Origin of the sequence: Serratia sp. M24T3, assembly GCF_000257645.1 — a bacterium.
GTDB lineage: Bacteria > Pseudomonadota > Gammaproteobacteria > Enterobacterales > Enterobacteriaceae > Rouxiella.
On record NZ_AJHJ01000044.1, the window covers coordinates 1 to 22525 of the forward strand.

At 51.7% G+C, this 22525-nt stretch carries 25 protein-coding genes; 5 read left to right on the plus strand and 20 right to left on the minus strand.

Translation table 11 applies throughout. From position 1 onward, the window contains the following. Nucleotides 1-97: 97 nt before the first annotated feature. The 8 genes from fusA to fkpA all read right to left on the minus strand — a co-directional run bounded on the left by fusA (nt 98) and on the right by fkpA (nt 6439). Entirely contained in the window at nt 98-2212 is a 2115-nt protein-coding gene (gene fusA, locus SPM24T3_RS21600; RefSeq protein ID WP_009638961.1) for an elongation factor G, read from the minus strand. A 213-nt stretch (nt 2213-2425) separates the two neighbouring features. Continuing rightward, nucleotides 2426-2896: a 30S ribosomal protein S7 gene (gene rpsG / locus SPM24T3_RS21605; RefSeq protein WP_009638962.1), complete on the minus strand. Its 471-nt coding sequence runs from the start codon at nt 2894-2896 to the stop codon at nt 2426-2428. 96 nt (nt 2897-2992) lie between these two features. Then, on the minus strand, nt 2993-3367 hold the full coding sequence (rpsL, locus tag SPM24T3_RS21610) for a 30S ribosomal protein S12 (RefSeq protein WP_009638963.1): 375 nt from the start codon (nt 3365-3367) through the stop codon (nt 2993-2995). 142 nt (nt 3368-3509) lie between these two features. Then, nucleotides 3510-3797 (minus strand): sulfurtransferase complex subunit TusB, encoded by a 288-nt coding sequence (gene tusB / locus SPM24T3_RS21615; RefSeq protein ID WP_009638964.1) that lies wholly within the window; start codon nt 3795-3797, stop codon nt 3510-3512. Between the two features lie 13 nt (nt 3798-3810). Further along, a complete protein-coding gene (gene tusC, locus SPM24T3_RS21620; protein ID WP_037379443.1) occupies nt 3811-4188 on the minus strand; it encodes a sulfurtransferase complex subunit TusC in 378 nt (125 codons plus the stop codon). Between the two features lie 20 nt (nt 4189-4208). After that, nucleotides 4209-4601: a sulfurtransferase complex subunit TusD gene (tusD, locus tag SPM24T3_RS21625; protein WP_192807970.1), complete on the minus strand. Its 393-nt coding sequence runs from the start codon at nt 4599-4601 to the stop codon at nt 4209-4211. 2 nt (nt 4602-4603) lie between these two features. Further along, the gene (locus SPM24T3_RS21630) at nt 4604-5320 is read right to left on the minus strand and encodes a transcriptional regulator (protein ID WP_009638967.1); all 717 of its coding nucleotides are present in this window, start codon (nt 5318-5320) and stop codon (nt 4604-4606) included. A 270-nt stretch (nt 5321-5590) separates the two neighbouring features. Further along, the gene (fkpA, locus tag SPM24T3_RS21635; RefSeq protein WP_009638968.1) at nt 5591-6439 is read right to left on the minus strand and encodes an FKBP-type peptidyl-prolyl cis-trans isomerase; all 849 of its coding nucleotides are present in this window, start codon (nt 6437-6439) and stop codon (nt 5591-5593) included. Between the two features lie 262 nt (nt 6440-6701). On the opposite strand from fkpA, the gene SPM24T3_RS21640 reads away from it, so the two are divergent. Both SPM24T3_RS21640 and SPM24T3_RS21645 read left to right on the plus strand, forming a co-directional pair. After that, nucleotides 6702-6920 carry a protein SlyX gene (locus tag SPM24T3_RS21640; RefSeq protein WP_009638969.1) on the plus strand — a complete coding sequence of 73 codons (219 nt, stop codon included), beginning with the start codon at nt 6702-6704 and terminating at the stop codon, nt 6918-6920. A gap of 127 nt (nt 6921-7047) precedes the next feature. Beyond that, on the plus strand, nt 7048-7722 hold the full coding sequence (locus SPM24T3_RS21645) for a YecA family protein (protein WP_009638970.1): 675 nt from the start codon (nt 7048-7050) through the stop codon (nt 7720-7722). A 66-nt stretch (nt 7723-7788) separates the two neighbouring features. Here the strand turns inward: SPM24T3_RS21645 and SPM24T3_RS21650 are convergent, their stop codons facing one another. The 6 genes from SPM24T3_RS21650 to kefG form a co-directional block, all read right to left on the minus strand. Further along, the gene (locus tag SPM24T3_RS21650) at nt 7789-8805 is read right to left on the minus strand and encodes a 1-aminocyclopropane-1-carboxylate deaminase (protein WP_009638971.1); all 1017 of its coding nucleotides are present in this window, start codon (nt 8803-8805) and stop codon (nt 7789-7791) included. Between the two features lie 374 nt (nt 8806-9179). Continuing rightward, on the minus strand, nt 9180-9674 hold the full coding sequence (locus SPM24T3_RS21655) for an Lrp/AsnC ligand binding domain-containing protein (RefSeq protein WP_009638972.1): 495 nt from the start codon (nt 9672-9674) through the stop codon (nt 9180-9182). Between the two features lie 219 nt (nt 9675-9893). After that, complete coding sequence (gene slyD / locus SPM24T3_RS21660; RefSeq protein ID WP_009638973.1) at nt 9894-10436, minus strand: peptidylprolyl isomerase; 543 nt, start codon at nt 10434-10436, stop codon at nt 9894-9896. A 115-nt stretch (nt 10437-10551) separates the two neighbouring features. Next, the gene (locus SPM24T3_RS21665; protein WP_009638974.1) at nt 10552-10755 is read right to left on the minus strand and encodes a YheV family putative zinc ribbon protein; all 204 of its coding nucleotides are present in this window, start codon (nt 10753-10755) and stop codon (nt 10552-10554) included. A gap of 109 nt (nt 10756-10864) precedes the next feature. Next, entirely contained in the window at nt 10865-12712 is a 1848-nt protein-coding gene (gene kefB / locus SPM24T3_RS21670; protein ID WP_009638975.1) for a glutathione-regulated potassium-efflux system protein KefB, read from the minus strand. Continuing rightward, nucleotides 12676-13227 carry a glutathione-regulated potassium-efflux system ancillary protein KefG gene (gene kefG / locus SPM24T3_RS21675; protein WP_009638976.1) on the minus strand — a complete coding sequence of 184 codons (552 nt, stop codon included), beginning with the start codon at nt 13225-13227 and terminating at the stop codon, nt 12676-12678. The genes kefB and kefG overlap by 37 nt, the downstream gene beginning before the upstream one ends. 138 nt (nt 13228-13365) lie before the next feature. On the opposite strand from kefG, the gene SPM24T3_RS21680 reads away from it, so the two are divergent. Further along, nucleotides 13366-15279, plus strand: coding sequence for an ABC transporter ATP-binding protein (locus SPM24T3_RS21680; RefSeq protein WP_009638977.1), 1914 nt, complete (start codon nt 13366-13368; stop codon nt 15277-15279). 110 nt (nt 15280-15389) lie between these two features. On the opposite strand, the gene tauD is transcribed toward SPM24T3_RS21680, so the two are convergent. From tauD to SPM24T3_RS21705, 5 genes are all read right to left on the minus strand, one after another. Next, a complete protein-coding gene (gene tauD / locus SPM24T3_RS21685; RefSeq protein WP_009638978.1) occupies nt 15390-16238 on the minus strand; it encodes a taurine dioxygenase in 849 nt (282 codons plus the stop codon). Beyond that, nucleotides 16235-17068 (minus strand): taurine ABC transporter permease TauC, encoded by an 834-nt coding sequence (gene tauC, locus SPM24T3_RS21690; protein WP_009638979.1) that lies wholly within the window; start codon nt 17066-17068, stop codon nt 16235-16237. Before tauC ends, tauD begins: the two co-directional genes overlap by 4 nt. Beyond that, the gene (tauB, locus tag SPM24T3_RS21695) at nt 17065-17832 is read right to left on the minus strand and encodes a taurine ABC transporter ATP-binding subunit (protein WP_009638980.1); all 768 of its coding nucleotides are present in this window, start codon (nt 17830-17832) and stop codon (nt 17065-17067) included. The genes tauC and tauB overlap by 4 nt, the downstream gene beginning before the upstream one ends. Before the next feature lie 10 nt (nt 17833-17842). Continuing rightward, nucleotides 17843-18832, minus strand: coding sequence for a taurine ABC transporter substrate-binding protein (tauA, locus tag SPM24T3_RS21700; protein WP_009638981.1), 990 nt, complete (start codon nt 18830-18832; stop codon nt 17843-17845). A 238-nt stretch (nt 18833-19070) separates the two neighbouring features. Then, entirely contained in the window at nt 19071-19673 is a 603-nt protein-coding gene (locus tag SPM24T3_RS21705) for a LysE family translocator (protein ID WP_009638982.1), read from the minus strand. A 103-nt stretch (nt 19674-19776) separates the two neighbouring features. Between SPM24T3_RS21705 and SPM24T3_RS21710 the strand changes: the two genes are divergently transcribed. Together SPM24T3_RS21710 and SPM24T3_RS21715 are read left to right on the plus strand one after the other, a co-directional pair. Further along, nucleotides 19777-20757 (plus strand): hydrolase, encoded by a 981-nt coding sequence (locus SPM24T3_RS21710; RefSeq protein WP_009638983.1) that lies wholly within the window; start codon nt 19777-19779, stop codon nt 20755-20757. 18 nt (nt 20758-20775) lie between these two features. Beyond that, nucleotides 20776-21024, plus strand: a complete 249-nt coding sequence (locus tag SPM24T3_RS21715) for a YheU family protein (RefSeq protein WP_009638984.1) — start codon at nt 20776-20778, stop codon at nt 21022-21024. 90 nt (nt 21025-21114) lie between these two features. Here the strand turns inward: SPM24T3_RS21715 and SPM24T3_RS21720 are convergent, their stop codons facing one another. After that, the gene (locus SPM24T3_RS21720; RefSeq protein ID WP_009638985.1) at nt 21115-22506 is read right to left on the minus strand and encodes an amidohydrolase family protein; all 1392 of its coding nucleotides are present in this window, start codon (nt 22504-22506) and stop codon (nt 21115-21117) included. Nucleotides 22507-22525: the final 19 nt, after the last annotated feature.

Here is a 22525-nt window from a genome sequence, read left to right on the forward strand (position 1 = left end):
GGAACGTTCAAATTTTTCTTTAGACACGGATTTATTCCTTACTATTGTGCTCTCCCCTCAAGGAGAGAGCACGGGATCATTGTGTTAAAACCTAGGCTTATTTACCACGAGCTTCGATTACAGCCTGGGCAACGTTGCTTGGCGCGTCATCATACTTCAGGAATTCCATGGAGTAAGATGCACGACCTTTGGTCAGTGAACGCAGCTGAGTCGCATAACCGAACATTTCGGAAAGCGGAACTTCAGCATGAATCACAACGCCAGTAGCGTTAGATTCTTGGCCTTTCAGCATACCACGACGACGGCTAAGGTCACCGATCACGTCACCAGTGTTCTCTTCTGGAGTTTCTACTTCAACCTTCATGATCGGCTCAAGCAGAACTGGTTTCGCTTTCTTAAAGCCATCTTTGAAGGCGATAGAAGCGGCCAGTTTAAACGCCAGCTCAGAGGAGTCAACGTCATGGTAAGAACCGAAGTGCAGACGCACGCCGAGATCAACCACTGGGTAACCAGCCAACGGACCTGCTTTCAGCTGTTCCTGGATGCCTTTGTCAATCGCACCGATGAATTCACCAGGAATCACACCGCCTTTGATTTCGTTGACAAACTCGTAGCCTTTCGGATTCGAGCCAGGCTCCAACGGATACATGTCGATCACAACGTGACCGTACTGACCACGACCACCAGACTGCTTGGCGTGTTTACCTTCAACGTCGGTAACTTTGGCGCGAATCGCTTCACGGTAGGCTACCTGCGGCTTACCAACGTTAGCTTCAACGTTGAATTCGCGACGCATACGGTCAACCAGGATATCCAGGTGAAGCTCACCCATACCTGCGATGATTGTCTGACCAGATTCTTCATCAGTCCAAACGCGGAAAGATGGGTCTTCTTTAGCCAGACGGCCCAGAGCCAGACCCATTTTTTCTTGGTCAGCTTTGGTTTTTGGTTCTACAGCTACGGAGATTACCGGCTCTGGGAATTCCATACGCTCAAGAATGATCACGTTATCCGGATCACACAGGGTATCACCAGTAGTCACGTCTTTCAGACCGATTGCTGCAGCGATATCGCCTGCACGGACTTCTTTAATTTCTTCACGCTTGTTAGCGTGCATCTGAACGATACGGCCCAGACGTTCGCGCTGAGATTTCACTGGGTTAAATACAGTGTCACCTGAGTTGACGAGACCGGAATAAACACGGAAGAACGTCAAGTTACCCACGAATGGGTCAGTAGCGATTTTGAACGCCAGAGCAGAGAACGGCTCTTTGTCGTCAGAATGGCGAACTGCTGGAGTGTCTTTACCGTCATCCAACATACCGTTGATAGCTTCAACGTCAGTTGGTGCTGGCAGATACTCGACAACAGCATCTAGCATTGCCTGTACGCCTTTGTTTTTAAACGCAGAACCACAGGTAACCAAGATAACTTCATTGTTCAGAACGCGCTTACGCAGAGAAGTTTTGATTTCTTCTTCAGTCAGCTCTTCGCCACCAAAGAATTTCTCCATCAGCTCATCAGAACCTTCAGCAGCGGCCTCAATCAGTTTCTGATGCCATTCTTCAGCCAGTTCTTGCATGTCAGCCGGGATCTCTTCGTATTCGAAGGTCACGCCCTGATCTGCTTCGTTCCAGTTGATTGCTTTCATCTTCACCAGGTCAACGATACCGGTGAATTTCTCTTCAGCGCCGATAGCCAGCTGCAGAGGAACCGGAGTTGCACCCAGACGTTGTTCGATCTGACCAACAACTTTCAGGAAGTTAGCACCCATACGGTCCATTTTGTTAACGAACGCGATACGAGGAACTTTATATTTGTTAGCTTGACGCCAAACGGTTTCAGACTGTGGCTGAACACCGCCAACAGCACAGTAAACCATTACAGCGCCATCAAGAACACGCATAGAACGCTCAACTTCGATGGTGAAGTCAACGTGTCCCGGGGTGTCGATGATATTAATGTGGTGTGGTTCGAACTGCTTAGCCATACCAGACCAGAAACAGGTGGTCGCAGCGGACGTGATGGTAATACCACGTTCCTGCTCCTGCTCCATCCAGTCCATGGTAGCTGCGCCGTCGTGAACTTCACCGATTTTGTGGTTTACACCGGTGTAGAACAGAACACGTTCGGTCGTCGTCGTTTTACCGGCGTCGATGTGAGCACTGATACCAATGTTACGGTAACGCTCAATGGGTGTTTTACGAGCCATTTGATTCCTCTATTACTAGGGCGTTCAAGTTCAGTTAATCCAAACGGGCTAACTGTTGCCAGCGCCCGCTTGTTTAGCATATACCCGCAATATTTCAAATCGCAGATGCGTAAGCTGTTTCGCTCACCCCGGTCAATTACCTGTGTAAATTCCCGGGGGTCTTTCAACTGCCTTCTTCCGGAGTTGAAATCTTGGGGTATCTACAACTGGTAATTACCAGCGGTAGTGGGCGAACGCCTTGTTGGCTTCGGCCATACGGTGAACGTCTTCACGTTTCTTAACAGCAGTACCTTTGTTGTCTGCTGCATCAGAAAGTTCGTTCGCCAGGCGGAGAGCCATGGATTTATCACCGCGTTTACGAGCAGCTTCAACGATCCAACGCATTGCCAGGGCATTACGACGAACCGGACGTACTTCAACTGGAACCTGATAAGTAGAACCACCAACGCGGCGGGACTTAACTTCCACGGTCGGACGGACGTTGTCCAGAGCGACTTCGAAAGCTTCCAGGCTGTCTTTACCGCTACGTTGAGCCAGGGTCTCAAGTGCGTTGTAGACGATTGCTTCTGCAGTAGATTTTTTACCATCTACCATCAGGATATTTACAAATTTAGCCAGCAGCTCGGACCCGAACTTAGGATCTGGCAGGATTTTACGTTGACCAATGACGCGACGACGTGGCATGGGAATACTCCGTTGTTAATTCAGGATTGTCCAAAACTCAATGAGTTTATTTTGACAGTAATGTAAAAATGTTTGGCCTTACTTAACGGAGAACCATTAAGACTTCGGCTTTTTAACGCCGTATTTAGAACGAGACTGCTTACGGTCTTTAACGCCTGAACAGTCCAGTGCGCCGCGGACGGTGTGGTAACGCACACCTGGCAAGTCTTTTACACGACCGCCACGGATCAGGATCACGGAGTGTTCCTGCAGGTTATGACCTTCACCGCCGATGTAGGAGGTAACTTCAAAACCGTTAGTCAAACGTACGCGACATACTTTACGCAGTGCGGAGTTTGGTTTTTTTGGAGTGGTGGTGTACACACGGGTACAAACGCCACGTTTCTGCGGGCAAGCTTCCAGCGCTGGAACGTTGCTTTTAACAACCTTCGTAGAGCGTGGTTTGCGTACCAGCTGATTAATTGTTGCCATTAAAAAGCTCCTGGATTTTGTTTCGTAAACTACTTTGTAAACACGTGATAAATCGACCCACGATTGGCAGATGCCAATATGGGACGCAGAATTTTATTGCTGACCAGCGAAAGTGTCAAGAAATATACAGCATATCGCGAAATCACCATGCAAGGTGCTGGCTGTGCCGCTCGGTCAAATCAACGAATCCAGTATAGTCGATCGGTGTCATTTTGTGTGAAATTTGACCAATCAACCCTCTGGCCTGTAAATCTTCACTGAGCACATAAACCGGGCAGCTCAGAACTGATAGATGGGACTGCGCCACGCTGTTTTCAAGGGCGGCCAGCACACCGTCCTGCATCAGCAATAACGCATCATTCTGGCCTATCAAACGAATAAGCGCTGAGATATCACATTGTTGAGGTGAATGAGCAAGCGTAAAAAGCATTATCCGTTCTCGATTAAAAGGTCATTACTACGTCATAAGTACCGAGTTTCCGGCGCAAGTCTTCAGGCTTGAGAGGCTCGACATCAAGCACCCACTCATTGAATTGTGCCAGTCCCCGCTCAATGACAGACGCTTCACAGATAAAACATTGCTCAATATCGTACAGGGGTAAAATGCCGTAGGTCGCGATATAATTTCGCGCTAAAATTTTTTCTGGCTGTTGCCCTGGCAGCAGTTGTAAAACGCCATCAGAGACAAAAAACACGCCGATATCTTCCGTCAGAGCAGAAGTTGCCAGCAAGGCATCAAGCCCTTCCCGACCCGCAGAAGTGCCATGCGGCCCGTGTGAAAACACAAAGGCGACTCTCTTTGACTGATTTTCTGGCTTCATGATGCTGTCAGTTTCCATCGCTAAAATTGTACCAGGCGATCGCAAGTGAGCGAGGCCTCCGCCAGGCTGCCTAATCCGGTCAGGGAGAATCCTTCCTGAAGGTTGGCCTCCAATTCCTGGCGCTGTGCGGCTTCAACGTTATCAATAACGCCGCGACGTAACGCCGCTGCCACGCAGACATTCAAATTTACCTGATGTGCGACGGAAAGTTGCTGCCACGCGCGGACCAAATCAAACTCGTCCGACGCTGGCGAAGAAAGCTGATTGCCGTTTAGCACGCCTTCGCGATAGAAGAATACGCTCACTAACTGATGCCCACGGGCTAGCAGCGCCAGCGCAAACTGATACGCTGCGCTTGCCTGTTGAGTGCCGTACGGCGCGCCGGTAACCAAAATACTGTATTGCAATGCCAACCTTAATTCCCCAACGGTTCGCCGCTTTTAAACTGACGAATGTACAAATAAACCGTGTGCTTGGAAATATTCAGACGATCCGCAACCTGGTTAATCGCATCTTTAATATCAAAAATGCCTTTCTCGTAGAGGTTAAGCACCACCTGACGATTCTTGGCATTGTTGGTGACATTGCGATCCGCATTCACTTCTTCAATGGTAAATTCCAGCGTTTGCGCGACCAGATCATCAACTGAAGAGGCAAAGTTCACCGAAGGTGACACATCCTGAGTTTCAGGCGGAATAAAGGTTTGCATGATTTGCGAGAAAGGAACGTCGAGGTTCATATTGATACACAATAGACCCACCACGCGCTGATCGCGATTGCGGATAGCAATAGTCACCGATTTCATCAGCACGCCACTTTTCGCCCGGGTAAAATAGGCTTTGGAGACATTGCTGTCGGCGCCGGTCATGTCATGCAGCATGCGCAGGGCTAAATCGGTAATTGGCGAACCAATCTTGCGACCCGTGTGTTCCCCATTGGCGATGCGAATTGCCGAGCATTTCAGATCTTCCAGAGAATGCAGAACAATTTCACAGTGTTGACCAATCAGCATCGCCAATCCGTCAACCACGGCTTCGTATGAAGCCAGGATTTCATGGTCGGTTGCACTAAAAGGACGTTGGTCCAGCAAATCCAGATCACCGGTTTCGCCATTTAGAAGCGAATTAGACATTGAAGCTACCACCCTCTACATCGGGGCCTACTCATCAGCTGGAGTAAGGCTCACCGTTAAATCAATCTCATCAGGCCCTACTGTAACAAAGGCACAGTAAAAAGGTCCCTACGATTATTCAAGGTATTGACGTTAAGCTTGAGCGATAAACTCGTCAAGTTATCATCATAGAGTAACCCCGGTAAAAATGGGGGGGAAGCGATCACAAAGCTGAAGGTAAAAAAAACCGCCGCATAAGCGACGGTTTTCTAAAGCATTAATCAGACAGTATTATTCTGATTTTGCTGCTGCATCAGCATCTGCTGGCTTGGTTGCATCTTTTGCATCAGCCTTAGGTGCTGGTTTGATGTCCAGCAGCTCTACTTCGAATACCAGAGTAGAGTTGGCAGGGATGCCTGGGACGCCAGTTTTGCCGTAAGCCAGAGCCGGTGGGATCACCAGCTTGATTTTACCGCCTTTCTTAACGTGCTTGAGGCCTTCGGTCCAGCCTGGGATCACGCCATCAAGACGGAAGGACAATGGCTCACCGCGAGTATAAGAGTTATCAAACTCGGTGCCGTCTACCAGAGTGCCTTTGTAGTTAACGACTACGGTATCACTGTCTTTAGGAGTCGCGCCGGTACCTGGTTTTTCAACTTGATACAGCAGGCCTGATTCGGTTTTCTTCACGCCTTTTTCTTTGGCGAAGTCTGCACGGAACTTGTCGCCTTTCTCATCGTTGGCTTTAGCGTCTGCTTCCATTTTCTGCTGAGCAGAAGCTTTTACTTTAGCTTCGAAAGATTGCAGCGTTTTCTCGATGTCGGCATCAGAAAGCTTACTTTTGTTGGCGAACGCGTCCTGAACACCGGCGATCAGCTGGTCTTTATCCAGTTTGATACCCAGTTTTTCTTGTTCTTTCAGGGAATTGTCCATGTAACGACCTAATGAAGCACCCAGCGCATAGGCGGCTTGCTCATCGTCGTTCTTGAATTGCGCATTGGTGGTTGCTGGTGCTGTAGCCGCTGGTGCAGCCGCAGTAGAATCAGTCGCTTTTGCAGCATCAGCTGCCATGGCCTGAGTTGCACCCAGGGCAAGAGCCATCGTGGTAGCCAACAGCGTTACTTTAAACAATGATTTCATCCATTTCTCCAAGACTTGAGGCTCTTACCTCAAGTAACAATTACGAAAGTTCGCCGGTTAATATAACTGTCCCTGTCAACGCATGACAATCGCTATACTTCCCGAACGCGCATAAATAGGACCTTTTTTGCTTCAATAAGTTTCTGAAGGCGGCAGAAAACGGCTAACTCTGAGTTTTTTCCGACTTTTGCGGGTAGAATATGGCGCAAATTCTGTCGCACCGACAGACAATCCTCACCGAACGGCACTAAAGGCATAAAATATGGAACAAAACCCTTTCGAACAGCGGATTGAAGCTCTGGAAAGCAAACTGGCTTTTCAGGAAGTCACCATTGAAGAGCTGAACCAGATTGTGACGTCGCACCAGCTCGAAATGAGTCGCCTGCACGATCACCTGCGTCTGCTAACCGACAGACTGCGCGCGTCGCAGCCTTCGATGATTGCCGATGCCTCAGAAGAAACGCCGCCTCCGCATTACTAAGTTTCAGGCAAGTCTGCCGCAGCGTGGATTTAACCGCGCAAAATAGTGCTCATCGTTAAGCTTTAACCTCGATGATTGATGCTTTATGCCTACAATAAAATTAAATATGTTCCCCGGAGACCCGCGTATGAAAGAAGGCCCATTAACCGAGAAAGAGCTGGAGTGGCTTGAAGAAATTCTGGAAAAATACGGCAACGAGCGATCTGTTATCGACGTCGCCGAGCTTGATGGCTTACTGACGGCGATCCTTTCCGGCCCGGTGATGATTGAACCAAGCGAATGGCTGATTGCGCTGTGGGGCGGCCAGGAACATATTCCTAAATGGTCGAACGAGCGCGAACTCAAGCGCTTTATGGATCTGACCTTCCAGCATATGAACGACATCTCAGACCGACTGACAGAGTATCCGGATCAGTTCGAGCCGCTGTTCGGCGTTCAGGACATTGATGACGAGGAATACACCGTCGCCGAAGAGTGGTGCTATGGCTACATGCGCGGATGGTCGTTAAGTGACTGGTCAACATTGCCTCAAGAGCTGGAGCCCGCACTTAAAGCCATTGCTTTGCACGGCAGCGAAGAAAATGTTCCCGTGCTGGAGCAGATGTCTAATGACGAAATTGAAGCAAGCATTGAGAAAATCAAACCTGCGGCGCTGGCCTTGCATGATTATTGGCTGGCACAGCAGCCAGCAGCTGCCGCGACGCCCTCTTCTATACCAATTGTTGTAGCGCCAAAAACAGGACGCAACGATCCTTGCCCGTGCGGCAGCGGCAAAAAGTATAAAAACTGCTGTCTGCACTGATTAATAGAGTCCGCCAATAGCAAACGGCCACATCCCCGCTGGCCGATTGCTATTATTTGGGCTGAATCAGCCGTTGCGGAAAATATAGCTATAGGCGCTGAGCGCTGGGGCACCACCAAGATGCGCGTACAGAACCTTTGAACCGTCTGGGAACTCTCCATTGCGCACCATATCAATCAGGCCGTGCATGGACTTTCCCTCGTAAACTGGGTCAGTCAACACGCCTTCCGTGCGTGCGCAAAGGCGGATGGCTTCCAGTGTACCTTCACTCGGCAGACCATATTCCGGGCCACCGTAACGAGTATCCAGCACCACATCTTCTTCCGTAATTTCCCGCCCCAGCTCAACAAGATTGGCAGTATTTTGCGCGATACGCAGGATTTGCGCCTTGGTTTGCGCCGCTTTTGCCGAGGCGTCGATGCCGATAACATTGCGTGAACGCCCATCGGCTGCAAATCCGACCACCATGCCAGCCTGGGTACTGCCGGTCACCGAACACACCACGATATAATCAAATTTAAAGCCTAATTCCTGCTCCTGCTGGCGCACTTCTTCTGCAAAGCCGACAAATCCCAGCCCGCCGTAAGGGTGCTCGGAGCATCCCGCTGGAATAGGGAAAGGTTTACCGCCATCCTGTGCAGCCTCTTCCATTGCCTGTTTCCAACTTTCGCGAATACCGATGTCAAAACCGGCGGCATCGAGGCGCACATCGGCGCCCATAATGCGCGACAGCTCAATGTTGCCCACGCGATCGTAAACAGTATCGGAATAGTTGACCCAGTTTTCCTGCACCAGAATACATTTCATTCCCAGATGCGCGGCAACGGCGGCAACCTGGCGGGTCTGGTTCGACTGAATTCCGCCAATCGATACCAATGTATCGCATCCTTGAGCCAATGCCTCGGGGATCAAATATTCCATTTTGCGGGTTTTATTGCCGCCAAATGCCAGCCCGCTGTTGCAGTCTTCTCGTTTGGCGTAGATATCGACCTTTCCTCCCAGAGCAGCGCTCAGACGTTTCATAGGCGTAATTGGGGATGGACCAAAAGTCAGCGGGTAGCGTGGGAATTTTTCCAGGTTCATAATGCCTCTCCAGATAACAGGGTTGCGTCATAACTTGCTGAGCAAAATAGTGTTTGTGCATACCCTTCAACAATACATCAGACCTGAAAATAATAAATTTCGTTTTATAATGAATAAAGTTTATTAAAAAAACATAAAATCATAAAAAACTGATTAAAGTTGCCATTTATTATTTATTTGTGGAATAAAATTAATAAAAAAATCTTATGGCTGCACCAGAAGCAAAACGCTTTTAGAAAAAAGTCATTCAATATAGATAGTTAAAAATTAGTGGGCATCATCAGCAGATAATAGAAAATAAAAAACCCGCAAATTGCAGGTTGATTAGTTAATTTGAAAATAAAAGCGATGGCAGTGATATTAGTTAATAACGCTTAGAGGGGAATTTGAGTGGTAGAAAATATTTCGCGTAAACCAATAAAAGATCTAATCTGCCTGACGCCAGGCAAAAATAATAACTGCTCGGCATGAAGTTTATTAAAGCTTTGGTTATCTGCCGTGCGAATTAGCATAACAAAATCAAATTCGCCGCTCACCATATGACATTCCATGCAGCCTTTGATTTTCTTTACTGCTGACTCGAAGTCCTTGAAAGAATCGGGGGTAGACCTGTCGAGCACCACACCAATAATCACCACCAGCCCGACATTCAGCGCCTGCGGGTTAAGTAAGGCGACATAGTTTTGGATATACCCAAGCTGTTTCAGGCGTTCAACACGCCGCAGGCTGGCAGGAGGGCTAAGGCTAATTTTGGAAGACAGCGCCACGTTTGAAATCGAACTGTCTTGCTGCAGGATACGCAGTATGGCGAGGTCATACTTGTCCAGCGCCTTTTCGCTCCCGGCATCCTTATTCGCTCTCTGCTCCATAACAACAGTCCTTATATAATATAAAAAACTTATGGCTATAAAAGAAAATATTATACTTCGGGAAATGTCATTATTTCCCTGCTTGCATCCTGTCATTGCAACTTAAAAAAATCAATAATTACAGAAACAGCTTTCTAAATAAAAGACAATAAAAAAGGCGGCCATTGCCGCCTTTCTCATTTTCTTTATATCGTAAACTGCTTAGAGAAACAGTTCCAATTAGTGGCTGCAACCGCAACCGCCGGTACCGCAACCACCTTGACCGTGGTCATGGCCGTGGTCATGGTCGTGACCGTGCTCACCGTGAACGTGGCCGTGAGCCAGTTCTTCTTCTGTTGCTTCGCGGATCGCCACAACTTCAACGTTGAAGTTCAGGTTCTGACCAGCCAGCATGTGGTTACCGTCAACCACAACGTGGTCGCCGTCAACTTCAGTAATTTCTACAGGAACTGGACCCTGATCGGTGTCAGCCAGGAAACGCATACCCACTTCCAGCTCGTCAACACCCATGAACACGTCTTTAGGAACGCGCTGCACCAGGTTCTCGTCGTAGTTACCATAAGCTTCGTTAGCGCCTACATGCACGTCAAAACGATCGCCCACCGCATGGCCTTCCAGCGCGCTTTCCAGACCGGAAATCAGCGAACCGTGACCGTGCAGGTAGTCCAGTGGTGCACTTACCGGCGACTCGTCAACCAGCACACCATCTTCAGTACGAACCTGATACGCAACGCTGACAACCACGTCTTTAGATACTTTCATGATAACTCCTACCGTTTGAAAACTGTAATTTCGTCAAATACCGTATTTTGGCGAAGATTGTAGCGGAAAACCGCGTGTCTGTACCCCTAAGCATAAAAAAAGGCACAGCATAACGCTACTCTGGATGAAAGATACCGATCACCTGCTCTTCAGGACGAACATGTTTGGTGACCTGTTCATCGGTCTGGCGCTTGTGATGCCCGCACTTGACGCACTCCACGACCTCAACCTGGTCTTCTTGCCATAACATCAGTGTATCCAGTGCCTTACACTCAGGGCATACGGCACCGGCGATAAAACGTTTACGAGTTGTAGCCATTTTCAGCCTCTCATTGATTTCAGCCGCGAGCCGCTATTCCCTGCTTCGCCGTATGAAATCCTTTACAAAAAAATATTCGGAAACTTCTGTTACCCCGCGCCGTGAGACGCTATTCCTCGTCGTCCCAACCATCGAGCTGGCGACGTTCGTTATGCATTTCGCTTTGGAAGATATCCTCCAGCTCGCGTCGAGCCTCTTTAACACGCGATATTTGCGCCACATCACCTTGCACTTGTGGTACCAGTTCACGCAGCATGCGCATATCCAGACGGCGAAAGTGCTGCTGGGCGCGATAGGCGCTGTGCGGATGCATACCAAGTGTAATCAAAGCTTTTTTACCCAGCTCCAGCGCGCTGGAGAAGGTTTCGCGGGTAAAGTTCTCGACACCTGCCTGCAACAGTTCATGCGCCTCGACGCGGCCGCGCGCACGCGCCAGTATATTCAGGTGCGGAAAGTTTTCCTGACAAAGCCGCACAATTTCCATCGTGTCTTCCGGCTCATTGCAGGTGATTACGATGGATTTGGCCTTTTCTGCCCCGGCAGCGCGCAGCAGTTCCAGCCGCGTTGCATCGCCGTAATACACCTGATAACCATAGCTGCGCATCAGCCCAACGGCGCTGATATCGCGTTCAAGCACAGTAATACGCATCTTGTTGGCCATCAGTAAACGCCCGACGACCTGCCCAAAACGACCAAAGCCGACCACAATCACCTGCGGCTCGTTATCTTCGACGAAATGTTTCTCGTCACTTTCTTCCTGAGCGTTATAGCGGCGCACCAGAATGCTGTCGACGTATTTCAGCAACAGCGGCGTGGTCATCATCGAAAGTGTGACCACCACCAAAAGCTCTGCCAATTGGCCCGACGAAATCACCTTGACCGCACCGGCTGCCGAGAACAGCACGAAAGCAAATTCTCCGCCCTGACTGAGTACCGCGGCAAACTGCAACCGCACCGAAGTTCGCAGATCAAAGAGTCGCGCAAGCAAATAAAGCACGCCGCCCTTGACTACCACCAACACAATCACGCTTATCAACACCATCAAAATGTGGGTATAAAGCACACCCAGATTCAATGCCATGCCAACAGATATAAAGAACAGGCCGAGTAATAATCCCTTAAACGGCTCGATAGCGATTTCCAGTTCGTGCTGATATTCACTTTCTGCCAGCAATATCCCGGCGATAAAAGTGCCCAGCGCCATCGAAAAGCCCAGCTCTTGCATAAACAGCGCTGCGCCCAGCACCACCAAGAGCGCCGCCGCGGTAAATACTTCCCTGACTCCCGAGGCAACAATCAGGCGGAAAATGGGCCGTAACAGATATCTTCCGCCGACCAGCATGCCAACAAACGCCAGCACTTTCATACCAATCAAAGGCCAGTTATTACCGCCGGAAGAAGCGCCAGCCAGCACGGGGATCAGCGCCAAAGCCGGGATCACCGCGATATCCTGAAACAGTAGCACAGCAAAACCTAGCTGCCCGCCTTCGTTGCGGGTCATGCCTTTGTCCTGCATCAGCTGCAACGCCATTGCGGTGGAAGACATCGCCAAACCAATACCGCCAATCACCGCCGCCTGCCAGGCAAAATGCGTCATATAGAGCAATCCACCCAGCACCATCGCGGTGAGGATCACCTGACCCGCACCGACGCCGAATATCTGCCGCCGCAGCTGCCACAGTTTGCCGGGGTTTAGCTCCAGCCCAATGATAAACATCAGAAATACGACGCCAAGTTCGGAGAAATGCAGGATCTCGTCGACGTCGTTGATAAAACCTAGTCCCCACGGGCCAATGGCAATCCCGGCCAGCAAATAGCCCAATACCGCGCCAATCCCGAGGCGTTGAGCAATCGGTACCGCCACCACGGCGGCAAATAGAAACAGCAGGATAGCTGTGGGTAAATTCGAACTGTCGATGATTAAACCCCTCCGTGTGGCATGGGAGATTGAAGCCATTCACCATAGGCTTGGGCGTGGCTTGCTAAAACCTCAGGCTGCTGGCGACGCGCCCAGTAGATCACAATCGGCGTGAGCCAGTGCATGTGACACATACCGGCGGTGAGCTCAAAGGGTCGCAGAATTTCACTCATTTTGTAGCGATTATAGCCGCCTGGACGAAAGGCCCCTTCCGGTTCGCCGGTGGTTATCACCGAACGCCAATACTTTCCGTTTAACGCCGTGCCGCCGGCACCGCTGGCAAATCCACGCGCCAGCACGCGATCCATCCACTCTTTCAGCAGCGCCGGGCAGCTATAGGTGTATAAAGGATGCTGAAAAACGATGATCTTATGCTCGCGTAATAGCTGCTGCTCGCGGGGAACGTCGATAAAAAAATCAGGATAGTTGGCATAAAGATCGTGGACAGTCACGTGTTCAAGCTGTCTCGCCCGGTCAAGCAAGATGCGATTGGCGACCGAATCGGGTGATTCCGGGTGAGCGTAAAGCAGCAAAACCTTGGGTGGCTGCGACATCAATACCTCCAAAGCGTCGTCAGGGTGCAATTTTTCAGCTACCATGCTCCGCAAATACCAAATGGGACGTTTCACACGTCTTGTTTAACTTAGAATAATGACAATCAATTTAACATACTCTCAACTACACGGCGCTTTATGATAGTTTTCTCATCGTTACAAATCAGGCGTGGCACCAATGTCCTGCTTGACAATGCATCTGCCACTATTAATCCGGGCCAGAAAGTCGGATTGGTAGGTAAGAACGGCTGCGGCAAATCGACACTGATTTCCCTGTTGAAAAACGAAATGAGCGCCGATGCGGGCAACCTGACGTTTCCATCAAACTGGGCGCTGGCCTGGGTTAATCAGGAAACTCCTGCCCTTGACGTGCCCGCTATTGAGTATGTTATCGACGGTGACCGCGAATTTCGGCAGCTTGAATCTGAATTGCACGACGCCAATGAACGCGACGACGGCCATGCCATCGCTACCTTGCACGGCAAACTTGATGCCATTCAGGCCTGGACCATTCCTGCCCGCGCCGCCAGCCTGCTCAGCGGTTTAGGATTCACCCAAAATCAGCTGCAACAGCCGGTAAAATCTTTCTCCGGCGGCTGGCGCATGCGCCTGAATCTGGCACAGGCCTTGATCCTGCGCTCTGATTTGCTGCTGCTCGATGAACCCACCAACCACTTGGATTTGGACGCGGTGATCTGGTTGGAGAAATGGCTGAAGAACTATGACGGTACACTGGTGCTGATTTCCCACGACCGTGATTTCCTCGATCCGATTGTCGACAAGATCATGCATATCGAACAGCAAACGCTGAATGAATACACCGGTAACTATTCATCGTTTGAACGCCAGCGCGCCACCAAACTGGCACAGCAGCAGTCACTGTTTGAACACCAGCAGGAGAAAGTTTCGCACCTGCAAAGCTACATCGACCGTTTCCGCGCACAGGCCACCAAGGCCAAGCAGGCGCAGAGCCGTATCAAAATGCTGGAACGCATGGAGCTGATTGCCCCGGCTCACGTCGACAATCCTTTCCAGTTTAGTTTCCGCTCGCCGGAAAGTCTGCCCGACCCACTGCTGCGCATGGAAAAAGTCAGCGCAGGTTACGACGACAATGTGATCCTCGACTCGATCAAGCTGAACCTGGTTCCCGGCTCGCGCATCGGGCTGCTAGGTCGCAACGGCGCAGGTAAATCGACACTGATTAAACTGCTGGCCGGAACCATGCCACCGTTGAAAGGTGACGTCGGGCTGTCGAAGGGCGTTAAGCTTGGATACTTTGCCCAGCATCAGCTCGAATTTTTGCGTGCTGAAGATTCACCGTTGCAGCATCTGGTGCGTCTGGCCGACAGGCAAACCGAACAGCAGCTACGCGATTATCTCGGCGGTTTCGGCTTCCAGGGCGATAAGGTTACTGAAAAAACCGAGCGTTTCTCCGGCGGCGAAAAAGCCCGTCTGGTGCTGGCGTTAATCGTTTGGCAGCGCCCTAACCTGCTGCTGCTCGATGAACCGACCAACCATTTGGATCTCGACATGCGGCAGGCGTTGACCGAGGCGCTGATCGACTTCGAAGGCGCCATGGTAGTGGTTTCGCATGACCGCCACTTATTGCGCTCGACTACCGACGATCTGTATCTGGTTCACGGCGGCAAGGTGGAACAGTTTGACGGCGACCTCGACGATTACCAGCAATGGCTGGTAGATATTCAACGTCAGGAAAGCCAGCAGGACGCGCCCGAGAAAGATGCGGGCGTTAACAGCGCCCAGTCGCGTAAAGATCAGAAACGTCGTGAAGCCGATTTCCGTAACCAGACTCAGCCGCTGCGCAAGCAAATCGCGACCTGGGAAAAGCAGATGGAAAAGCTGAGCAACGAATTAGCCAGTGTGGAAGAGAAGCTCGCAGATTCCGCTATTTACGACAGCAGCCGCAAAGCCGATTTGACCGCCTGCCTGCAACAGCAGATCAAGGTGAAGGGCGAGCTGGAAGAGGTAGAAATGAACTGGCTCGACGCTCAGGAACAGCTTGAGCAGCTGGCGCAGGAATTTAACGCCTGATCAAGCGCGTATCCGGTATCACGCTACCGGACCCGGCTCTATCCGATACCCCTCGGCAACAAAAAGGCCACCTTGGCATCGGCGGCCTGTTTTCAATCCTCTGACAATCATCAAGCCCGGAAATAGGGCTTGTCTCCCAGAATGGTAGCGCGGTGCATAATGCGGCGCTGCGGCAAATAGTCCGCATTGGCATAATGCTGAGTAACGCGGTTATCCCAGATAGCGATATCATTTTCCTGCCAGCGCCAGCGCACCTGAAACTCCGGCCTGGTGATATGTCGGAACAGGAAATCAAGAATGGCCGCGCTTTCTTTCTCTTCCAGTCCAACAATCCGCGTCGTAAATCCCTCATTCACAAACAGCGCCTGCTTGCCCGATACTGGATAGGTGCGGATCACCGGATGCAGCAACGGTGGGTTCTTTTCCCTGGCTTTCAGCCACTGTTCATGCTCTTGCGGCGTTTTCCGATATTTCCATTCCTGGAACGATTTGGTGAAATCATGCTCGGCCTGCAAACCGGCCAACAGCTTGCGGAAAGGTTCGGACAGCGCCTCATAAGCCGCAATGCCGCTGGCCCACAGGGTATCGCCACCGGTAGAAGGCAGCTGTTTTGCCGCCAGGATCGCACCCAGCGGCGGCGTCTCGATAAAGGTCACGTCGGTGTGCCAGTTGTCGTTGTCCGGAGGATTATTGTCGTTGGTATCAAAAATAATGATTTCCTCTGCCTCCGGCGTCCGGGGATACACCGGGTGAATGTGCAGATCGCCAAAGCGTGCAGCCAGCGCGCGCTGTTCAACCGGAGTAATCGGCTGGTTACGGGCAAACAGCACCTGGTATTTCAGCAACGCATGATAAAGCTGCTCAAACTGTGCGTCGGATAGCGGATGGTTAAGCGAAACATCCTCCACCAGCGCGCCAATGTGCGGGCCAAGAGGAGTAATTTTCAGACGTTCGTTCATTGTTGTTCTCCGTGCCAGGGGGTGAGTTTGCGTTGCAGATAGCGCAGGCCCAATTCGAGCGCACAGGCAATCAGCGCGATGACGCTGATCCCGGCGATGACCACATCAGTTGCCAGAAACTCACCGGCTGACTGAACCATAAATCCTAAACCACGTGTAGCGGCGATAAGCTCGGCAGCGACCAGCGTTGACCAGCCCACGCCCAAGCCAATGCGCACACCGGTTAAAATTTCCGGCAACGCGCCAGGTAAAATCACGAAGCGCAAAACCTGCCAACGGCTGGCTCCCAGCGCCTGTGCCGCGCGAATGCGGACTTTAGAGGCACTGCGCACACCGGCTAATGTGGACATCGCCACCGGAGCGAAAATCGCCAGGTAAATCAGCAGAATTTTCGACGTTTCGCCAATGCCGAACCAGATCACCATCAACGGCAAATAGGCCAGCGGCGGCACTGGGCGATAAAGCTCGATCAGCGGGTCCAGAATGCCGCGCAGCGTTTCATTCAGTCCCATAGCAATACCGACTGGCACGCCAATCACCACGGCGGCGAATAGTGCAATGATGATACGCGTCAGGCTGGCTGCAAGATGCTGCCACAGCGTGGCATCCATAAACCCCTGCGGGCTGGCGATTGTGATTAACTGATGCAACACCTGCTGCGGCGCAGGAAGAAACAGCGGCGGAATCAGCTTCAACGCCGTAACCGCCCACCAGATGACCAGCAAAGTCACCAGCGTTCCGATACTCAGACGGACGTTGCGCGGGAGGCTCCAGCCTTTTGCAGCAGATCTCTCGCGTGTCGGAGCTTTTACTACCGGTTCTGCACTCACAGCAGACCTCCACGATGTTCAAATACCTGACCCAGCACATACTCACGCTGGCGGATAAATTCAGGATCGGACTTTATGCTGCGGCAAGATTCGCCGTCAGCGTAGCGTTTGCCGAATTCCAGAGGGATGCGTTCCAGCACTCGTCCCGGTCCTGGAGAAAGCAGCAACAGTTCGCTGGCGAGAAAAATGGCCTCCTCGATGTCATGAGTGATCAGGAAAATCTGCTTGCCGGTATCGCGCCAGATAGTCAGCAGCAGCTCTTGCATTTGTTCGCGGGTAAAAGCATCCAGCGCCCCAAAAGGCTCGTCGAGCAGCAGCAGACGGGGATCCGCCGCCAGAGCGCGGGCAATCCCAACACGCTGGCGCATCCCTCCAGAGAGCTGCCATAGTTTATGATTTTCATAACCCGACAGCCCCACCCTGGCGAGCATGCGCTCCGCCGTTTGTCGACGCTGACGTTTCTCAATGCCTGCCAGCTGTAAACCAAATTCAACGTTGCCGAGCACATCACGCCACGGCAGCAGGCCCTCATGCTGAAACACTACCCCGCGTTCGGCTCCCGGACCTTCGACCAGCGAACCATCAAGGCTGATAGAGCCACCGCTCGGCGTTGTAAATCCGGCAATCAAGTTAAGCAAAGTGGTTTTACCGCATCCGGAAGGACCTAGCACCACCACCAGTTGTCCGGCGTCAATCTGCAACGAGATGTCGTGCAATACCGGATTACCCTGATATTCGGCAGACAGTCGAGAAACCTGTAGCATGGCGTTCTCCTTAAGATTGCGGACTTGCTTCTACGGCTTTGACAAACTGGTCGGTCACATAGCTGCTGTAGTCGGCATCTACCTGATCCACCTTGCCCTGCTCTTTCAGGAAGCTGGCTGTATCTTTAATCGCTTTCTCAACGGGCTGTCCCAGCTGAGTCACCTGTTCATTCACTGGCAGATAACGGTTACCTTTGACCAGCGCCGCGATTTGGTCATCCGGCACGCCGCTCAAACGGGACAACGTATTCAGGTTCGACGTATCTTTCAGCCATTGATCCGGGTTTTGCAGATAAGATTTCTGCGCAGCCAGCGCGGCGCGGGCAAAGGCGGTAACCACTTCCGGATGCGCCTGCGCGAAGTCTTTACGCACCACCCAGACGTCCAGCGTTGGTGAACCCCATTTGCCAACCTGTGAGGAATCGGTCAGCACCTTGCCGGTTTTCTCCAGCTCGTTCACCGCTGGCGCCCAAACGTAGGCACCGTCGATATCCCCCCGCGCCCAGGCGGCAGCAATGGCGGGCGGTTGCAGGTTCACGATGGTCACTTTCTTCGGATCGATATTCCAGTGTTTGAGAGCCGCCAGCAGGCTGTAATGGGTCGTGGAAATAAACGGCACCGCAATACGCTTACCGATCAGATCATGAGGGGTTTTAATGCTGTTTTTCACCACAAACGCTTCGGAGCTGCCTAACTCGGAAGCCAGTAAAAAGGCTTCGACAGGTAATTTCTGGCTTGCCGCTACGGCCAGTGGGCTGGAACCGATATTGCCGATTTGCACGTCACCCGAGGCCAATGCGCGCAACACGCTGGAGCCGCTATCAAATTTTCGCCAATCAACTTTCGCACCAGATTCTTTGGCAAAGGTGTTTTCCGCCTGAGCAATTTTCGCTGGTTCAGCCGAAGTCTGGTAAGCCACGGTAACATCCACCGCATAGGCACTGAGAACCGACATTGAAAGCAGCAGGGCCGCGCTGCGTAAAAGAAAACGTTTTGCCATCGGTGAATGCTCCAAAGATGATTAAGAGTTATAAGAAGTTAATTGCTGTTTTTTTTGGCTTAGGGGAATTTTTAGCCGAGGTGAGATGTCATTTAAAGTAATTAAAAATTACCTGTAATAACCAAAAGGAATATAAAGATATTATCGAGAGGTTTATAGACGTTAAAAAAACGGCCACCCCGCAGGATGGCCGCCTTTTTTACATTCAGAGAATCAGAGGATTATCTTCCGATCTTGGTTATCTCCAGATCAGCAGCACGCAGGCGGCGGTCAGCAATCCCATGGCAATATTAAAGGTGTACCAGGCGCGACGGCTGCTTAACAGTCGGCCAATCACGGTGCCAAAGCCAAGCCAGATGACTCCTGAGACCAGGTTGACGATAAACACGCCCAGGCTTATTGCTGCAACCGAATGGTTATACTGCGCACCGGCAAGGCTAAAACTGGCCACCGCGCCCAGCCCCATCAGCCAGGCTTTCGGATTCAGAAACTGCAACAGCCAACCCTGATAGAGGCGAATAGGCCTGACCTGCTTCGCATCCGTTTCCAGCGTTTCATAGGCCGAAGTGGCAATTTTCCACGCCAGCCACAGCAGATACAAACTCCCCAGCACCTTGAGAATAGTGTGCAGCGCGGGATACAGCAGGATCAACCCGCCTACGCCAAACGCCACCAGCAGCACGATACTCTGCATGCCAAGCATGATCCCCAGCATCAGCCACAGTGAGCGCATAAAACCGAAATTCGCCCCTGAGGTAGTTAACAACATATTATTCGGGCCGGGCGTAATCGCAGCGACCCACAAAAATCCCAGCATCGAAAGAAATAAACTAAGTTCCATTTAAACAGGTGCTCCTGGCCCTAAACTATTGTGTAATTAGCTGAGAAGCTATCAGTGTGGTATTGGTAGTACAAGCATCCTTCATGAGATTTTTTATCGCAAAATGGCTGAAAATTTTCATCCCCTGCGCGGTGCTAGCAATCCGCATCTGCAAACCCTGTTACCACGACTGGTCCGACGGCACGTAAAGCTTAAGCCGGTTTGGCAAAGGCTGGATTTACCCGACGGTGATTTTATCGACCTGGCCTGGAGTGAAGACCCGGAAGCAGCCAAACACAAACCGCGCATGGTACTGTTTCACGGCCTCGAAGGCAGTTTTACCAGCCCTTACGCCCACGGTCTTTTAGAGGCCTGGAAGAACAAAGGCGGACTCGGCGTGGTGATGCATTTTCGCGGCTGTAGCGGCGAACCTAACCGTTTAAAGCGCATTTATCATTCCGGTGAAACTGAAGACGCGCGCTATTTCCTTGGCTGGCTGAGTGAAACCTACGGCGATGCGCCAACTTCGGCAGTCGGTTTTTCGCTGGGCGGCAATATGCTGGCCTGCTATCTCGGGCAAGAGGGCGAAAACTGTCGGCTTCAGGCCGCGGTGATTGTCTCGGCGCCGTTGATGCTTGAACCCTGTGCTTATCGACTGGAGCAGGGAAGTTCACGAATCTATCAGCGCTACCTGCTCGACCAGCTCAAGGCCAACGCTCGCCGCAAGCTGATAAAATATCCCGGCACGCTGCCGGTGACGTTGGAGCAATTGAAATCAATGCGCCGTATTCGCGAATTCGACGACGCGATCACCTCGAAAGCTCACGGTTTCCAAAACGCGATAGACTATTACCGACGCTGTAGCGGTATGCCGCTGCTGCCGAGGGTCAAGATCCCGCTGTTGATTATTCATGCCAAAGACGACCCGTTTATGACCGATGCGGTGATCCCCAACGCGCAAGATCTGCCGCCTGAGGTAGAATACCAGCTCACCGAACACGGCGGACACGTTGGCTTCGTGACGGGCAATTGGTTAAACCCGGTGATGTGGCTTGAACAGCGTATTCCCGACTGGATTGCTGCCCGGCTGTCGCCCAAACCTTAGATTGAGAAAAGAAACACAATGATTATTCCCTGGAAAGAGTTACCGCCAGAAACGCTGGACAGCGTGATTGAAGGTTTTGTGCTGCGTGAAGGCACCGATTACGGCGAGCAGGAACGAACGCTCGAGCAAAAAGTTGAGGACGTGCGCCGCCAGTTGAAAAGTGGCGACGTGGTATTGGTCTGGTCTGAACTGCACGAAACGCTGAACATCATGCCGCGTGGCCAATTCCGCGCCGGTGAAGAAGAAATTGAAAGGCCAGATTACTAAGCTTATCCCCTGTTTTATTGAGCGGTGGCTCAAACAACTCCGCCGCTGCTGACAGTTCGCGTGAGGGGAAATCGCAGGATCTCTGAGGATTTAAAACGTGCTGGCCCGCCACGGCCGGCGTTTAAAGCGATCGCTTCCTGCACGTTCGGCAAGGCTGTTGGCCGCCAGTTTTGAGCGCAGCAATACTTCGCGCTCATTGACTCGGGTAAACTTGCCTTCGCGCAACAGCGGTTCGCCATCAACAAACACGTCTGTCACCTCATGACCCAATGCCGAATAGACCAACGAAGAAACCGGATAATGTACCGGAGTCATTGCCGGATGATCAGTGCCAACTACTACAATATCGGCCTTTTTCCCCACCTCAATCGAACCAATCAGATGGTCGAGGCCAATAGCTCGTGCGCCATCGATAGTTGCCATCTCCAGCACTTTTTCAGCAGTCATAATCGTCGGATCGCGATGCACGCCTTTCTGCACCAGTGCAGCCATTTTCATCGCCTGAAACAGGCTGTGATTATTGCTGCTGGCTGGCCCGTCGGACCCTAATCCCACGGTGATACCCGCCGCCAGCATCTCGGGGATCGGCGCTACACCTGAGGCCAGATACATATTGCTGCACGGATTGTGCGACACGCGAACGTCATAATGTTTCAGCGCGCGGATATCACGGCGGCTGCATTGCACGCAGTGAACGGCGAGCACATCAGAGCCAAGAAAGCCTATTTCGCTGAGGAACTCGGTATCGGTGCTCTGAAAACGCCGCTGCGATTGCGAAATCTCAAAATCGGTTTCCGCAACGTGGATGGTGACCAGCGCGCCGGTTTCGTTGGCCAGCTCGCGGGTGCCGCGTAATACTTTTTCGTCCAGCGCCCAGATCATGCTCGGCGCAATCCCTACTTTGACCCGGCTGTCCGGGCGGTTGTACTGATAAATCAGCCTCTTGGCGTCAGCCAACGCCTGTTCCGGCGTTTCAATCAGTCGGGAAGGAATGCCGTGCTCTTCGCCGGTGGTAAGAAATCCGCGACACACGTGACCGCGAATGCCGGTGGCATGAAAAGCTTCCAGCACTTTGGCCGTTAATCCCGGCCGCGGATGGGCATACATAAAGTCAACCAGTGAAGTCACGCCGGAGCGCAGCGATTCCACACAGCCGTGCATTGCCGCCGCCGAAACATCTTCTTCAGTCAACTCAACCGCGCTCGGCCCGGTCATGCAGGTAAACCATTTTTTCAGCACCATGTCATCACCCAAACCTTTCAATAACGTCTGGAACAGATGAGTGTGGGTGTTGACCATGCCGGGAATAATAATCGCCTCGCGGCAGTCGATTACTTCGCATTCCGGGTTGCTGGCGACTAGCTGCTGGCGCGTGCCAATAGCGGCAATCATGTCTCCCTCGATTAAAATGCTGGCTTCTTCCAGCACCTCGCGCCGAGGGTTCATGGTGACCACCCAGCCGTCTGCCAAAATGTATCCCATCAATACTTTCCTCTGTCGG